This is a genomic window from Helicobacter sp. NHP22-001 (genome assembly GCF_030270165.1).
In the GTDB taxonomy this organism is placed as follows: Bacteria; Campylobacterota; Campylobacteria; order Campylobacterales; family Helicobacteraceae; genus Helicobacter; species Helicobacter gastrofelis.
Genome location: NZ_BSWS01000006.1, coordinates 36,927 through 49,699, shown reverse-complemented (window position 1 = coordinate 49,699; position 12,773 = coordinate 36,927). Strand labels below are relative to the sequence as shown.

Annotated in this window: 13 protein-coding genes and 1 tRNA gene; 10 read left to right on the top strand and 4 right to left on the bottom strand. The window is 47.8% G+C overall.

The genetic code is table 11. From position 1 onward, the window contains the following. Positions 1-16: 16 nt before the first annotated feature. Positions 17-1,111 (bottom strand): peptide chain release factor 2, encoded by a 1,095-nt coding sequence (prfB, locus tag QSJ47_RS05655; protein ID WP_285602706.1) that lies wholly within the window; start codon positions 1,109-1,111, stop codon positions 17-19. Positions 1,112-1,192: 81 nt separating this feature from the next. On the opposite strand from prfB, the gene gdhA reads away from it, so the two are divergent. Next, complete coding sequence (gene gdhA / locus QSJ47_RS05650; RefSeq protein WP_285602705.1) at positions 1,193-2,539, top strand: NADP-specific glutamate dehydrogenase; 1,347 nt, start codon at positions 1,193-1,195, stop codon at positions 2,537-2,539. 43 nt (positions 2,540-2,582) lie between these two features. Here gdhA and QSJ47_RS05645 read toward each other — a convergent pair. Then, positions 2,583-2,659, bottom strand: a tRNA-Arg gene (locus QSJ47_RS05645). A 100-nt stretch (positions 2,660-2,759) separates the two neighbouring features. Here QSJ47_RS05645 and rpsU point away from each other — a divergent pair. From rpsU to QSJ47_RS05605, 8 genes are all read left to right on the top strand, one after another. Continuing rightward, positions 2,760-2,972: a 30S ribosomal protein S21 gene (gene rpsU / locus QSJ47_RS05640; RefSeq protein ID WP_053825483.1), complete on the top strand. Its 213-nt coding sequence runs from the start codon at positions 2,760-2,762 to the stop codon at positions 2,970-2,972. A gap of 9 nt (positions 2,973-2,981) precedes the next feature. Then, positions 2,982-3,740 carry a 3-oxoacyl-ACP reductase FabG gene (gene fabG, locus QSJ47_RS05635; RefSeq protein WP_285602704.1) on the top strand — a complete coding sequence of 253 codons (759 nt, stop codon included), beginning with the start codon at positions 2,982-2,984 and terminating at the stop codon, positions 3,738-3,740. Positions 3,741-3,941: 201 nt separating this feature from the next. Beyond that, complete coding sequence (gene acpP / locus QSJ47_RS05630) at positions 3,942-4,178, top strand: acyl carrier protein (protein ID WP_221271458.1); 237 nt, start codon at positions 3,942-3,944, stop codon at positions 4,176-4,178. A gap of 29 nt (positions 4,179-4,207) precedes the next feature. Next, the gene (locus tag QSJ47_RS05625) at positions 4,208-5,452 is read left to right on the top strand and encodes a beta-ketoacyl-ACP synthase II (protein ID WP_285602703.1); all 1,245 of its coding nucleotides are present in this window, start codon (positions 4,208-4,210) and stop codon (positions 5,450-5,452) included. A 13-nt stretch (positions 5,453-5,465) separates the two neighbouring features. Then, complete coding sequence (gene accA / locus QSJ47_RS05620) at positions 5,466-6,389, top strand: acetyl-CoA carboxylase carboxyl transferase subunit alpha (RefSeq protein WP_285602702.1); 924 nt, start codon at positions 5,466-5,468, stop codon at positions 6,387-6,389. Between the two features lie 20 nt (positions 6,390-6,409). After that, a complete protein-coding gene (locus QSJ47_RS05615) occupies positions 6,410-8,125 on the top strand; it encodes a phosphoethanolamine transferase (RefSeq protein ID WP_285602701.1) in 1,716 nt (571 codons plus the stop codon). A 42-nt stretch (positions 8,126-8,167) separates the two neighbouring features. After that, complete coding sequence (locus QSJ47_RS05610) at positions 8,168-9,265, top strand: exo-alpha-sialidase (RefSeq protein ID WP_285602700.1); 1,098 nt, start codon at positions 8,168-8,170, stop codon at positions 9,263-9,265. Then, complete coding sequence (locus tag QSJ47_RS05605; RefSeq protein WP_285602699.1) at positions 9,265-9,777, top strand: hypothetical protein; 513 nt, start codon at positions 9,265-9,267, stop codon at positions 9,775-9,777. The genes QSJ47_RS05610 and QSJ47_RS05605 overlap by 1 nt, the downstream gene beginning before the upstream one ends. Here QSJ47_RS05605 and QSJ47_RS05600 read toward each other — a convergent pair. Both QSJ47_RS05600 and rocF read right to left on the bottom strand, forming a co-directional pair. Then, on the bottom strand, positions 9,743-10,879 hold the full coding sequence (locus tag QSJ47_RS05600) for an NAD(P)-dependent oxidoreductase (protein ID WP_285602698.1): 1,137 nt from the start codon (positions 10,877-10,879) through the stop codon (positions 9,743-9,745). The two genes, QSJ47_RS05605 and QSJ47_RS05600, sit on opposite strands and share 35 nt — an antisense overlap. Beyond that, positions 10,873-11,811, bottom strand: coding sequence for an arginase (gene rocF / locus QSJ47_RS05595; RefSeq protein ID WP_285602697.1), 939 nt, complete (start codon positions 11,809-11,811; stop codon positions 10,873-10,875). The genes QSJ47_RS05600 and rocF overlap by 7 nt, the downstream gene beginning before the upstream one ends. 181 nt (positions 11,812-11,992) lie before the next feature. On the opposite strand from rocF, the gene pxpA reads away from it, so the two are divergent. Continuing rightward, positions 11,993-12,766: a 5-oxoprolinase subunit PxpA gene (gene pxpA / locus QSJ47_RS05590; RefSeq protein ID WP_285602696.1), complete on the top strand. Its 774-nt coding sequence runs from the start codon at positions 11,993-11,995 to the stop codon at positions 12,764-12,766. Positions 12,767-12,773 lie beyond the last annotated feature (7 nt).

Here is a 12,773-nt window from a genome sequence, read left to right as displayed (position 1 = left end):
TGCTTTGTAGAATGCTTTAAGGAATTTGCGCCTTACGCACTAGGACATCTTGCATGATTTGATCCAGATCCCCATCCAAAACCGCCTCCACTTGGCTATAGGCGATCCCACTCCTTGCATCCTTGATTTGTTGGTAGGGCGCTAAAACATAGCTTCTAATTTGGTGTCCCCAACCGATTTCGCTCTTTTCTTTTTGGTTGCTTTGTTCTTGTTGCTTGCGTAACTCGAGCTCGTAGAGTTTGGATTTCAACATTTTTAATGCCATTGCCTTGTTTTTGTGTTGACTGCGATCGTTTTGGCATTGCACTACAATTCCCGTAGCGTGGTGGGTGATGCGCACAGCCGACTCGGTTTTGTTGACATGTTGTCCGCCCGCTCCGCTCGCGCGGTAGGTGTCCATCTCAAAGTCTTTCTCCTCAATGACAATATTGATCTCATCATCCACTTCGGGGCTCACCTGAACGCTCGCAAAGCTCGTATGCCTCTTGCCATTAGCATTAAAGGGGGACATGCGCACGAGGCGGTGTATGCCATTTTCATTTTTCATATAGCCATAGACATTGACTCCTTTAATGCTAAAAGCCACCCCCTTAATGCCCGCTTCCTCGCCCTCTTGATAGTCTAAAAGCTCCACCTTAAAGCCCCGTCTCTCCGCCCAGCGTAAATACATGCGATAGAGCATGCTCGCCCAGTCTTGGCTCTCTGTCCCCCCAGCTCCCGGTTGGATGCTCACCAAAGCGTCTAGGGCATCGTTTGGATCGCTTAGCATGACTTCCACTTCCATGCTTTGGATACAACTTGCTAATTTGGGGGCTTCGTCAAACAGCTGTCCTAAAGCGTGGGTGTCCTCTTGGGTTAGCTCAAAGAGTTCATAGGTTTCATCTAGAGCTTGTTTGGTCTTGTAGTAGGCGGATAATAGGCGTTCTACACGCATTTTTTCTTTGTTTTTGTGTGTGGCGGTGGTCTTATCCTGCCAAAAGTCGGGGTGGGCTTGCTCTTGGATCAATCTTTCTAATTGTGCCTGCAACTCTTGGGGCTTGATGATTTGGGCGATGTTATGGCATTTGCCCTGCAAGTCCTTAAGTAATTCGCTGTATTCGTAAGCATCCATTATGTTTCCATAGGTTAGTTGTGAGTGGGTATTATACAATGGGTATTTGACTTTGTAAAGTTACTTTTGAAGGGAGTTCTCATGTATGCGGATCGGATTTTAAAACATGTGGAGAGTGCCTACCCCCAACAAGTGGAGTTTAGACAAGCAGTCGCCGAAATGCTGCACGCTTTAAGCCCCCTACTCAGAAAAGAACCTAAGTATGAAAAATACGCCATTTTAGAACGCCTGGTGGAGCCAGATAGGCAGGTCTTTTTCAAGGTCGTATGGGCTGATGACAAAGGCAAGGTACAAGTCAATCGGGGGTGGCGGGTTCAGTTCAACAACGCCCTAGGTCCCTACAAGGGAGGGCTAAGGTTTCACCCCAGCGCAAATGCGAGTATCATTAAGTTTTTGGGTTTCGAGCAAATCTTTAAAAATGCGCTCACCACACTAAACATTGGTGGGGCAAAGGGAGGGAGCGACTTTGATCCAAAGGGCAAGAGTGAGGCGGAGATCATGCGCTTTTGTCAGGCGTATATGGACGAATTGCACCGCTATATTGGGGCATTAAAAGATGTACCGGCCGGCGACATTGGCGTGGGGGCTAGGGAAATTGGCTATCTCTTTGGGCGGTATAAAAAGCTTGTGGATGGCTTTGAGGGTGCGCTCACGGGCAAAAATTTAGACTGGGGGGGCAGTCTAGTGCGTAAAGAGGCTACGGGTTATGGTGCCGTGTATTTTGCCCAAGAAATGTTAGGGGCGCGTAAAGAGGGGCTAGAGGGCAAGGTCTGTTCTGTTTCTGGTAGCGGCAATGTGGCGATTTACACCATTGAAAAGTTATGGCAAGTGGGGGCGATCCCCGTAACAGTCAGCGACTCTAAGGGCATGATCTACGATAAAGAGGGGATCAACTTAGAGCTATTAAAAGAAATCAAAGAGGTGCGTCAGGGGCGCATTGAGGACTACGCCAAGAATAAAAAAAGTGCCATCTACACCCCCACGAAGGACTACAAAGCAGGCACAAATGGAGTGTGGGGTGTGCCTTGTTTTGCGGCGTTTCCAAGTGCTACGCAAAACGAGCTTAGTGAGCTGGATGCTAAAACCTTGCTACAAAATGGCTGTAAGTGCGTAGTTGAGGGGGCAAACATGCCATCAACTGCTGAGGCAGTGCAAGCCTTTCTAAAGGCAAAAATTTGCTACGGACCTAGCAAGGCAGCAAATGCGGGCGGCGTGGCTGTGAGCGGCTTAGAAATGGCGCAAAACGCAAGCCTACATACTTGGAGTTTTGAGGTGGTGGACCAAAAATTACACACCATCATGCAAGACATTTTCACCAACAGCTCCCAAACTGCCGCCGAGTTTAAAGACCCCACAAACTTAGTTTTAGGCGCAAACATTGCCGGTTTTAGGAAGGTCGCCCAAGCGATGATCGATCAAGGGTATTAAGAGGGTATTAAGGGTATAAAAAGGTTCAAAGGGAGTTACAAAGTGGTGTGCTCAGAGGGATTCAAACCCCCGGCCTACAGGACCGCAACCTGTTGCTCTATTCAGCTGAGCTATGAGCACCCAAAAAGCCCCATTATAGCAAAGTTTTCGTGATTTTAGGTTAAATTTACAAAAGTTTGTTAGTATACGCGGATATTTACACAAGAAAGTAGGTGATGGCATGCCCGGGATCAAGGTGCGCGAAACAGATAGTTTTGATGAGGCTTATCGGCGTTTTAAAAAGCAGACAGATCGCAATTTGGTGGTGACTGAATGCCGTGCGAGACGCTTTTTTGAGTCCAAAACCGAGAAACGCAAGAAACAAAAAATCAACGCGAAAAAGAAAATCCTTAAACGCTTGTATATGCTAAGACGCTACGAGTCTAAGCTCTAAGGATTTGCCGTGGAATTTAGCGGACAAAATGTCTTGATCACGGGGGCGGCTCGGGGGATCGGGCGTGCCATTGCGCTGTTGCTAGCAAATTACAGCCACAAAGAGGGGGGGCGTTTAAAGGTGTGGATCAACTACCGCTCTAACCCCGAAAGTGCCGACAGCTTGAAGGCTGAGATCGAGGGCATGGGTGGCAAGGCGGCGTTGGTGAAGTTTGATGTTACAGATGAAAAGGCTTTCATTGAGGGCATCCAAACGATTGTGGATGCCGACGGGGGCTTAAGCTATCTAGTCAACAATGCCGGCATTGTGTTAGACAAACTCGCTTTACGCATGAAAACCGAAGAGTTCATGCAAGTCTTAGATACGAATTTAAAATCCGTGTTTGTCGGGTGCCGAGAAGCCCTAAAGGTGATGGCAAAACAACGCTTTGGGAGCGTGGTCAACATTTCATCGGTCATTGCCGAGCGAGGCAATATGGGGCAGGTCAATTATGCCGCCAGCAAGGGGGGGATTTTATCCATGACGAAGTCCTTTGCCTACGAGGGGGCGATGCGCAATGTCCGCTTTAATTGCATCACCCCAGGTTTCATCGACACGGACATGACGCATTTAGAGGCGAGCGTGAAAGAGGCGTATTTAAAAAACATCCCCCTAGCCAGACTAGGCGTGCCTAAAGAGGTCGCCGGGGCTGTGGCGTTCTTACTCAGCGACCTGGCTAGCTACATCACGGGTGAGGTCTTGAAGGTCAATGGCGGCTTGTATATGTAGGGGCGCAAATTTCAGTTAAAGGAAGAGAGATGCACTTTTTTGTGATTGTTTTATTGTTGTTGATTGTCTATTTTCTATACCGGATCGCCGACATTTTGGAGCGTAAATAGGCTTTTGTTTTAGGGTTCTTAAAGCGTTTTGCGGTTAGAATGCTGGGATTGTTTTGAAAATTTTAATTTAAATTTAGGTTAGGAGATTTTGATGGCTTTATTTGAAGATGTGCAGGCAGTGATCGTAGAGCAGTTAAATGTGAATGCATCGCAGGTTACAGAAGAGGCGGACTTTATCAAGGATTTAAACGCGGACTCGCTCGATGTGGTGGAGCTCATCATGGCCCTTGAAGAAAAATTTGGGATCGAAATCCCCGATGAGCAAGCTGAAAAGATCAAAACTGTGGGTGATGCGATCCGCTTCATTCAAGACAACAAACTCGCTTAATCTTTCATCCTTGTAGGCGAGGAGTTCTTTTGCGTAGGGTTGTGGTAACGGGCATGGGGATGGTCAATGCCCTAGGATTGAATAAGGAAGATGCTTTTAGTGCCATTGTCAAGGGCAAATGCGGGGTGAAAGAGATCACCAGCTTTGACACCACCGGCTTTCCCGTGCGGATCGCCGCCGAGATCACCAACTTTGACCCCGCCTCGGTGATGAATTTAAAAGATGTCAAAAAAGCCGGGCGTTTCATACAACTCGCCCTTTTGGCAGCCAAAGAGGCGGTTTTTGAGAGCCAAATTTTACAAGAGGGCAAATGCCCGCAAGAGTGGGCTGAACGCATGGGCATTAGCTCTGCCTCTGGTATCGGGGGGCTTGGTAACATTGAAGCCAACTCCATTTATTGCTTTGACAAGGGCCCACGCAAGGTGAACCCCTTCTTCATCACCTCGGCTTTGGTAAACATGATCGGGGGCTTTGTATCCATTGAGTACGGCTTTAAAGGTCCCAATCTCTCTAGCGTCACCGCTTGCGCTGCCGGCACGCACGCCATCATCGAGGCGTATAAAACGATCGTGCTCGAGGGGGCAGATCGCATGCTTGTGGTGGGGGCAGAATCTACGATTTGCCCTGTGGGCATCGGGGGCTTTGCCTCCATCCGCGCGCTCTCCAACCGCAACGATGAGCCTTTAAAAGCCTCCCGCCCCTTTGATAAAGAGCGCAATGGTTTTGTGATGGGCGAGGGTGCGGGGGCTTTGGTTTTAGAAGAGTATGAGAGTGCAAAAAGCCGAGGTGCGCCCATTTGTGCCGAGCTTGTGGGCTATGGCGAGAGTGGGGACGCCTGCCACATCACCGCCCCCGCTCCCGAGGGCGAGGGGGCTTACCGCGCCATGAAACAAGCCTTGCATATGGCAAGCAAAGTCGGGGCGAAAGTGGGCTATGTCAACGCCCATGGCACCAGCACGGGCTACAACGACCTTTACGAAACCATCGCTTTAAAAAATGTCTTTGGGGGCAAGGAAAATGTCCCCCCTGTTAGCTCCACCAAGGGGCAAATCGGGCATTGCTTGGGTGCGGCTGGAGCGATTGAAGCGGTGATCTCTATCATGGCAATGCAAGAGGGTATACTGCCCCCCACGATCAACCAAGAAACCCCCGATCCTCAATGCGATTTGGACTACATCCCCAACGAGGCAAGGCAAGCCAAGTTAGAGGCGGTGATGAGCAATTCCTTTGGGTTTGGGGGGACCAATGGCGTGGTGATCTTCAAAGCCTTGTAGTTTAGAGATTGTAGTGGCTGTCTATTTAGATTTTGAGAACCGCATTAAGGGGTTGCAAGAGGATATCGAGATGGCGACTATTCGGGGGGACTTGGACGCAAAGGAAATTTTACAAAGGCGCCTAGCTAAAGAAACCAATACCGTTTACTCCAACCTCACCGACTACCAACGCCTACAACTCGCCCGCCACCCCGACCGCCCCTATGCAATGGACTACATCGACCTGATTTTAACCGACAAATACGAGCTCTTTGGCGACCGACATTTTAAAGATGATAAAGCCATTGTGTGCTTTGTGGGCAAGATCGAGGGCGTGCCGGTGGTGGTGATCGCTGAAGAAAAGGGGCGGGGGACCAAGAATAAAATCATGCGCAACTTTGGCATGCCAAACCCAGAAGGGTACCGCAAGGCCCTAAAAAGTGCAAAGTTTGCCGAGAAATTCAACCTACCCATTTTAATGTTGGTGGACACCGCAGGGGCTTACCCTGGGCTTGGGGCAGAAGAGCGCGGGCAGAGCGAGGCAATCGCTAGGAACTTGCAAGAATTTGCCACCTTGAAAGTCCCCACCATCTCCATCATCATCGGAGAGGGGGGCAGTGGGGGGGCTTTAGCCATTGCAGTAGCAGATAGGCTTGCCATGATGGAGTACGCCGTCTTTAGCGTGATTTCGCCCGAGGGCTGTGCGGCGATTTTATGGAACGACCCAAGCAAGATCGAGGTGGCGGTCAAAGCCATGAAAATCACCCCCTTTGACCTGAAAAAAGCCAACTTGATCGACGACATCATTTTAGAGCCTGAGAGGGGTGCGCACCGCGACAAGCTACAGGCCAGCCAATCTATTAAAGACTACTTCTTGCAACAACTCCCCCTGATCCAGCAGAGCGATTTTTTAACCCTGCGCTATGAAAAACTCATGTCCTTTGGAGCGTTTGCTTAAAAAACCCTAGAAAAGACTTTATGGGTAAAGTTGTTTTAGACAATAAATTTTGGCTAATGGTCTTAGCCCCTATTGTGGGGGCATTTTTTGCACCCGAAGTGCATGGTGTGCAAGAAAGTTTATGGCATGTGCTCAAAGTTGCCTTTTATAGCTTTTTGGTCTTTTATGTTTATTATTTTCTCTTAGGCTTTCTCAAATTCCCCCGCTTTGTGCGTGGGGCACAAAATTTTATGCTAGGGTTTAGCCTCATTCTTGCCTTCATAGATTTATTCGCCTCTCATTACTGCCAAATGGCTTTCACGCCCTCTTTGGTCGGCACCATTTTAAGCACGAATCTTAAGGAGAGCACCGAGTTTTTTGAGAGCGTAGGCAAACCCCATTTAGGCTTTGTGGGGCTGTATTGGGGGGTTTGCATGGCGTTTTTATATTTTGTGCGCTTGCAAGTGGCTTTAACCCCACCCCAAAGCCTGAAAACCTTTGGGGTGCTCTTTGGGATCTTTTGGGCGCATAATATCGGGGCATTTTATGTAAAGGGGTGGCATGGGAAGTTGATTAACCCTAACATTGCAATGCATACAATCCCCGTTGTAAAGGAAATCTACGCATTTGGTGCCACTTTGACAGAATACAAGCAAACAAAGACCATTTACACAAGCCTAAAACAGCCACTTGTTAAAGACTACCTAAGCGTAGATACTGATAGTGTGCCCAATGTGGTTTTAATTGTGGGAGAAAGTGCGTCTAGGGATTTTATGGGGGTTTATGGCTACCCTGTGCAAAACACGCCCTTTTTAAGTGGGCTTATAAGAGAGAGAGAGAGAGAGAAGACAATTTCGCTTACCCTACGGCGTAGCTTAACACAGCCTAATCTCTTCGTCTTTGATGATGTCATCTCTCCCTTTGCCAACACTTACGCCGTTTTTCAAGTCCTCTTAAATTACAGCGATAGAGAAAACGCCAAAATCCCTTGGTACCAACAAAAGAATTTAGGCAGTGTCTTTAAGGCAGCAGATTATTCCACATTTTGGTTAGACGCACAAGACGATTTAGAAAATAACCCTTCGTTTTCCCTTTGGTCCTACCCCTTTAACAAGCGTTATTGGAGCAATGGTCCGACAGATGTGCCCAACGCCAGCCTAGATGAGTGGCTCATTAAAGCGTTTAACGAGCGGGCTAAAAGCCAACTGACTTCTAAAAACTTTTTACTATTCCATCTCTTTGGAAGCCATTACACTTACGCCAGCCGCTTCCCTAAAGACTTTGCTAAATTTACCCCCAAAGACATCCCTTATCAAGGCTTGCATGTTAAAAATGAAAAAGATAAACAAGTTGTGGCGGACTATGTCAATTCCCTTTACTACACCGACCATGTGCTAAATGAGATTTTTAAGTTGTTTCAGGGCAGGGATGCAATCATTTTTTACTTGTCTGATCACGCCCAAGACATTTTTCAAAGTTCTAACACCTACGGGCATAGATGTTCTAAATATGGGGTAGAAATCCCTTTTATGGTGTATGTTACGGATACCTTTAAACAAAAACACCCCGACGAAGTCAAATTAATCGCTAAGGCAGTGCACAAACCCTTTATGAGCGATGATTTGATCCACACTCTTTTACCCATTGTCGGTATACACACGAAGGATAACTTAGAAAGTAAAAACCTCTTTAGCCCCAAGTTTGACACGCATAGAAAACGGGTGTATTGCGGGAGGCAAGAATACAAAACGCCTTAAGTTATTTTGTGCGAAACTACAGCCTTTATTTAAAGGTTTTATATGCAAGTTTTTGCCTTTGTTTTAGTGCTCTTTGGTGTGTTTTGGCTTTTAAGCCCCACAAAACCTCCCATAAACTTCACACCCCCCCCCACACTCACCACGACACACCCCCACTTCAGCCCCCCCTCACTTCTGCCCTCCCCACCCACTCAAAGTATGCATTCAGCGAATCTAATCGCCCTAGATCGCCACATTTTACTCGCCGCCTATTTTGGAGGGAGTAAAGAAGGGCAAAGTGATGTTTGCATTTGGGGCAATCTTTACAACACACAAAACAAGCAATGGAGCAAGGCGTTTAAGCTTTTATCTGCTAGCGATCTTAGCCGACAAGCCCACGAGTTTGTGAAAATCCTAGGCAACCCCGTGCTTTACGTACATAAGGACAAGCTGTATTTATTTGTGGTGGGGGCGAGTTTGGGTGGGTGGGCGACTTCTAGAATCTATGTGTTGAACACACCTTTAAATAAGCCCAAAGCTTTACACTACGAGCAAACCTTGCACCTAAGCCCCTTTTTGAATATTAGCCACTTGGTGAGAAATCCCCCGACCCCGACCACAGACGGGGGCTTTATCCTCCCCATTTACCACGAATTAGCCCGAAAATCCCCCGTGCTCTTAAAGTTCGACAATAAAGCGCATTTACAATTTTTGCTAAAGCCAAACTCTTTAAAGCAACAATTACAGCCGAGCCTAGTCCCCTACAAACATTGCGCTTTTGTGGCGTTTAGAAGTTACAAGACCACACATTTTTACACCCAAACTTGTTTAGACTTTTGGCACTGGCAACCCCCACGCTTAAGCAATCTTAAAAATTTTGACAGCGCAAACGCCCTTTTTAACGCTAATGGGGAGTTGTATCTCATTTATAATCAAGCTTTGCCTAAAAACCCGAACGCACGAAGTGCCTTGCGTTTAGCCCGCTTCAATGCCACAAGTGGGACATTTATGCCTTTAAAGATTTTAGACACAAGCCAAAGGGGAGAAGTGAGTTACCCCGCTGTGTTGATCTTTAATAATCAAGTGCATGTCCTCTACACCAAAGAGCGCAAAGCCATCGCCCACTTGGTATTTAACCTTGCATATTTAAAGAGTTTATAGTGGACGCTGTATTGCTCGCCTTTTGTGTGGGGGCGTGGGTATTTGTAGGTTTTAACGCCCTTTGGGGGATTGTTGCCTTCATTCTTTTGAGCGTGCCTGTGTGTGGGCTAACCCTTAGTGGGGTGCTTGTGGGGCTGTTTGGGGGCACGAGCACACTTAGCTTGCTTTTAAGCGTGGGGGGTTTGCTGTCTAAATGCACACATACGCCCTTTTTATCTAGAAAAGCCTACGCCTTTTTAGCCCTTTTTGTTTTGTTTGTCTTTGTGGATACTTTGGGGCTGTTGCCCTTTAGTCTTGTCTATGGCGATTTAGCCATGTCTAGTCTGTGCATCTTCGCGCTTGTGGCGTTTGCTTTGGATAGAGTTTTGGGCTGGCTATTTTTAGGCGCACTTGCCATGCAGGTCCTCATTAAAGAACCTATCTTGTATGTAGGCATGGCAGATATTTATTTATTTTTAGGGGCTTGTGTGGGTTTATTTAAAGACCATTTAGCACGACGACTGCGCTCTTAAAAGGCAAGCCAAACGCCCTAGCGATCCCCTCTTGGGTAAGGTAGCCCTGATGGGCACTAAGAGCCCCTAAGGTGTTAGCGACCTCTCTAGTATTTGCCTCTAAAAAGCCCTTAAGTCCGTATTGTAGGAAGTGCCGCAAATAGGGCAAACTCGCTTGGCTGTAAGCAATGGAGCTAGTTTTAGCCACCACGCCGGGCATGTTGGGCACGCCATAGTGTAATAAGCCCTCTTGCGAATACACGGGCTGGGAGTGGCTAGTTTGGCGGATGGTTTCCACACAACCCCCCAAATCGCAAGCCACATCCACCACCACACCCCCTTTTTGCATTAGGGCTAAATGGCGTTTTAAAATGACTTTAGGCGTGCTTGTGGCAGTAACCAACACTGCCCCCACAAGCCCAACCGCCCCATTTAAAGCGTCTTTGATGTTCTCTTCATGCACAGCGAGGACTTCTAAATGATAAAGTTGTTTGTAGGGGTGCTCTTGTAATTTTAAGGGGTCTAGCTCCAAGATAACTACCCGTGCGCCTGCTAGACTTAAGGATTTTGCCGCCTCCAAACCCACCACACCCCCGCCTACAACCACGACCTTAGCCCTTGCCTGCCCTGCCAAACCGCCCAAAAGCACCCCAAGCCCAAAGACCCCGGGCAAATGCTCTAAGCCGAGTAAGTAATGCTGCACGAAATGGGCGGCGAGTTGCCCGGCAATGACACTCATAGGGGCGAGCACGGGGTAGTTGTTCTTGGGTCCGGCTAAGGTTTCTGTGCAAAGGGAGGTGATTTTTTTCTCGATAAACATTTGCGCTAGGGGTTTGTTGTAGGCCAAATCTAGGTAGCTAAAAAGAGTCGCTCCCTCTGTAAGCAAGGCGTATTCACCCTCTAAAGGTTCTTTGCACTTGACCACCACTTGTTGCGCCCATGCCTTTTTAGTCCCCACAATTTTAGCCCCCACCTGAGCGTAAGCTTCATCGTTGTAGCCACTCATCACCCCCGCCCCCTCTTCTACCATGACCTTAAAATGTGGGGTGAGCTGTGCCACATCGTGGGGGACGAGTCCCACCCTAAACTCACAATCCATGCTTTCTTTGACTAACCCTAACATTTTCCACCCACCACACACACAGCATCTTCTAGCAAGCCCCAAATAATTTCTTCATCGGGGTTCTTGCCCTCCCAAAGCTCTGGGTTATACTCGGTGATCTCTACCCCGGCTAAACGCTCTTTAAACGCCCTTAAAAGCCCATTAAACAACTCTTTTAACTCCTCTGGGCTTAGCCCATTGTTCTCCCTCACCCCCGTAGAGCTAAAAATCTTGCCGTCTAAGACATCGATGTCTAAACTCAAATACACCAAATCCACGCTCTCTAAATGCTTTAGACTTTGTGCCACCACGCTAGGCGTGTTTTCCTTAATTTCAGCCACACTAAAAAGTGGGATTTGGTAATCTTTTATTGCTTTGCGCTCGCTCGCCTCCGTGCTCCGCACCCCAAAATACACTAAATGCTTGGGATTAAACTCTAACGCGCCCTTGGGTAAGTCTAAAACACATAGCCTCTCCCAATACTCGATTTCTTGGGAGTTTAGAGCATTTTGCCCTGTGTGGGTTTTATTTAAGATCATGCCAAGGGGCATGCCGTGCAAATTGCCCGAGCTGCTGTCATAAGCTGTGTGCATGTCAGCATGCGCATCTATGTATAAAATGCCTATTTTTTTGTTTGAATGCACGGCGCGCAAAGCTTGTACGATGCCAAACGCCCCTGAGTGTTCGGCACTCAAAATAATGGGAAACTCCCCCTTTTTAAAAACTGCACGCATGCTAGGTATGAGGTTATCCTTGCAAAAAAAGTAATAATCCTCAAAGTTCTTAGCAAATCTAAAAAAATCCTCCAAGAAACATTGCTTTTGGCGGATCAAGACCATATGCTCGCTAATTTCAGAGTGCTTTTCAAGCAGCCTCTCTTTAAGCCTAAGCACGCCCACACTACTGCCGTGTTTGCTCGCCCCAATTTCAGCGGTTAAAGACACTAAAATCATGAAAACCCCTTAATTTTCGCCCATGTTAGCCAGATTAGACAACAACGCGCCACAACTTAAAGCCTATGGGAAATGTGAGCTAGGGTTTGGGGGGTTTGGTAACGCTTGGGTGTGATTTTTGGGGCTTGGTTTTTAAGTGTTGTTGTTTCTGTGCCATACTTGGGTTTTTTAAAGGAGTGACATGAAGACAGAAGTTGATTTAAACAGCGACATGGGCGAGTGTTTTGGGCCTTGGGTGATCGGCGATGGCGTGGACGACAAGATCATGGAGCTTATCAGCAGTTGCAACATCGCGGCGGGCTTTCACGCCAGCGACCCGAATATCATGCGCCACTCTGTGGAGAACGCCCTAAAGCAAGGTGTGGCAATCGGGGTGCATCCAAGTTTTAGGGATTTGGTGGGCTTTGGGCGCAGGCATATTGTGGCAAACCCAACAGAGCTTACCAACGATTGCCTTTACCAAATGGGGGCGTTGCAAGCCTTTTTACACCTACTAGGCGGGCATTTGCACCACTTCAAGCCCCATGGGAGCTTATACATACACGCTAGCAAGGATAGGGATTTTTCTTACGCACTCATCAGCACCTTGCATAAATATGACCCTAACTTACCAGTTTATTGCATGGAAAACACACAAACCCACGCCGTAGCACAAGAGTTAAAACACCCCTTTGTTAGGGAGTTCTACGGAGATAGGGATTACGGCGATGATGGGCAACTGGTGATGGTGCGCCGTGCCCGTGCCTACACCCCTGAAGAGGTCTCCCAAAAAGTCTTGCAAGCTTGCGAGCAGGGCAGTGTTAAAAGCGTGAGTGGCAAAACCATCGCCGTGGATTTTGACTCGGTGTGTATCCACAGCGACACCCCGGGGGCTTTGGCTCTCATCCACGCCACAAGAAAACTCTTAGAAGAGAAGGGCATTAAAATCCAAAAACCTAAAATCCATAAATCTTAAGGGAGAA

What these genes read in the sequence shown, in the direction of transcription:
- QSJ47_RS05610 (WP_285602700.1), top strand. Translation starts at nt 8,168, where the DNA reads ATGCAAGTTTTTGCCTTTGTTTTAGTGCTCTTTGGTGTGTTTTGGCTT.
- pxpA (WP_285602696.1), top strand. Translation starts at nt 11,993, where the DNA reads ATGAAGACAGAAGTTGATTTAAACAGCGACATGGGCGAGTGTTTTGGG.
- prfB (WP_285602706.1), bottom strand. Translation starts at nt 1,111, where the DNA reads ATGGATGCTTACGAATACAGCGAATTACTTAAGGACTTGCAGGGCAAA.
- QSJ47_RS05615 (WP_285602701.1), top strand. Translation starts at nt 6,410, where the DNA reads ATGGGTAAAGTTGTTTTAGACAATAAATTTTGGCTAATGGTCTTAGCC.
- QSJ47_RS05600 (WP_285602698.1), bottom strand. Translation starts at nt 10,879, where the DNA reads ATGTTAGGGTTAGTCAAAGAAAGCATGGATTGTGAGTTTAGGGTGGGA.
- rocF (WP_285602697.1), bottom strand. Translation starts at nt 11,811, where the DNA reads ATGATTTTAGTGTCTTTAACCGCTGAAATTGGGGCGAGCAAACACGGC.
- gdhA (WP_285602705.1), top strand. Translation starts at nt 1,193, where the DNA reads ATGTATGCGGATCGGATTTTAAAACATGTGGAGAGTGCCTACCCCCAA.
- rpsU (WP_053825483.1), top strand. Translation starts at nt 2,760, where the DNA reads ATGCCCGGGATCAAGGTGCGCGAAACAGATAGTTTTGATGAGGCTTAT.
- acpP (WP_221271458.1), top strand. Translation starts at nt 3,942, where the DNA reads ATGGCTTTATTTGAAGATGTGCAGGCAGTGATCGTAGAGCAGTTAAAT.